Source organism: Streptomyces sp. SPB074 (genome assembly GCF_000154905.1).
Taxonomy (GTDB): domain Bacteria; phylum Actinomycetota; class Actinomycetes; order Streptomycetales; family Streptomycetaceae; genus Streptomyces.
In genome coordinates, this window is the sequence record NZ_GG770539.1 from 4060852 (window position 1) to 4062165 (window position 1314).

The window sequence follows — 1314 nt, forward strand, 5'->3', positions numbered from 1 at the left end:
TTCGGGGGCGGGGGTGGCCGGTGGGGCGGTGGGGGTGTGCGGCGCGGGGGCGTCGGGTGACTGTGGCGCGGGGGGTGCTTGCGGCGCGGTCGCGGTGTGCGGCGCGGTGGTGGCGCGCGGCGCGGTGGGGGTGTGCGGCGGGGCGGCGTCGGGTGCTTGCGGCGCGGTGGGGGTGTGCGGCGCGGCGGTGGCGGTTCCCGCGTCCGGGGCGCCCCGCCCCGGTATCCCGGGTCCGTCGTTCATTCTCGTCTCCCCTTCGCCGGCCGCCCGGGCCGGCCGTCGGCGGTCACAGAGGCCAGTTTGCCTGCCGGGGGCGGAAACGTCAGCCTCGGGAGGGGGTGAGGGGATGTCAATCACCCACCCCGGCACAGCCCCCTCCCTCCCGGCGACGACCCCGCCGACAAGTCTCCCAGCCCCGCCGCCCCCTCACCCCCCCCAGGGGAGCGGGCCGTCCCGCACGACAAGTACGCCCTCTGAGAACCGAGTTCATGCCCGAGTCACCCCTTTCCACCGCGCAGGCCGCGCGTGCCGGGATCACCTCGCGTCGGGACGAGATGAGGCGGGACGCGGGGCTCACAGGGCAGGAGCCGGCCGTGCGGTGCGGTCGGCACAACGGCGAAAGCCTCCCGCATCGCTCGAAGCTCCGCCCCGGCCGGTGAGGTTGCCCGCGCGCGGACGGTCGGCCCGACGGGACGGGCCCCGGCGCACCCCCACCGCCCCCCAGTCAAAATCACCGCTAGACATCCGAGCGCTGCTAGATCTAGGCTTCCGGCAGAAGCGGGCCTAGCGTTGACCGGACAACTAGCGCCGCTATATTCCTTGGGGGGAGACAGCCATGACCACTCAGGTGCTCGCAGTCGTCACGATCGTCGCGGTGGGGATGCTCGTCGGGGTCGAGTTCTCGGTCGCGTTCTTCGTGAACGCGATCCTCAACGCTCTTCCCGGCGACATGGGCCTGCGGGGCCGGATGGCCGGCGCGAAGCTCCTCGGCCGCGTGATGCCCTTCTGGTACATCGGCTCCGCCGTGCTCGGCGCCGTGTGGGCCGCGACGGGCGGTGGTGGCCTCGTTCTCGTGGGCGTGATCCTGCTCGCGCTGAGCGTCGTGATGTCGATCGTCCTCCTCGTCCCCATCAACTCGCGGGTGGCGAAGTGGGACGAGACCGGCGTCCCGGAGGGCTGGCGCGGTCAGCTCGGGGCCTGGGACCGCTACCACTACGCGCGCGTCGCCGTCCTCGTCGCCGCGCTCGCCGTGGTGGCCTCGGCGGTGGCGTGACACGTACGGCACGCCGAGCGAAGCGAACCGCCGCCGGAGGC

1 protein-coding gene and 1 pseudogene are annotated in these 1314 nt (G+C 73.7%); one reads left to right on the plus strand and one right to left on the minus strand.

What is annotated here, in order from left to right; translation table 11 throughout:
• A pseudogene (locus tag SSBG_RS34840) lies at positions 1 to 243 on the minus strand (resistance protein); the annotation flags it as partial.
• 592 nt (positions 244 to 835) lie between these two features.
• On the opposite strand from SSBG_RS34840, the gene SSBG_RS16905 reads away from it, so the two are divergent.
• Positions 836 to 1273, plus strand: coding sequence for an anthrone oxygenase family protein (locus tag SSBG_RS16905; protein ID WP_008747309.1), 438 nt, complete (start codon positions 836 to 838; stop codon positions 1271 to 1273).
• The last annotated feature ends 41 nt before the right edge of the window (positions 1274 to 1314 follow it).

Excerpts from the sequence above, each read along its gene's own strand:
- SSBG_RS16905 (WP_008747309.1), top strand. The coding sequence starts at position 836 with ATGACCACTCAGGTGCTCGCAGTCGTCACGATCGTCGCGGTGGGGATG.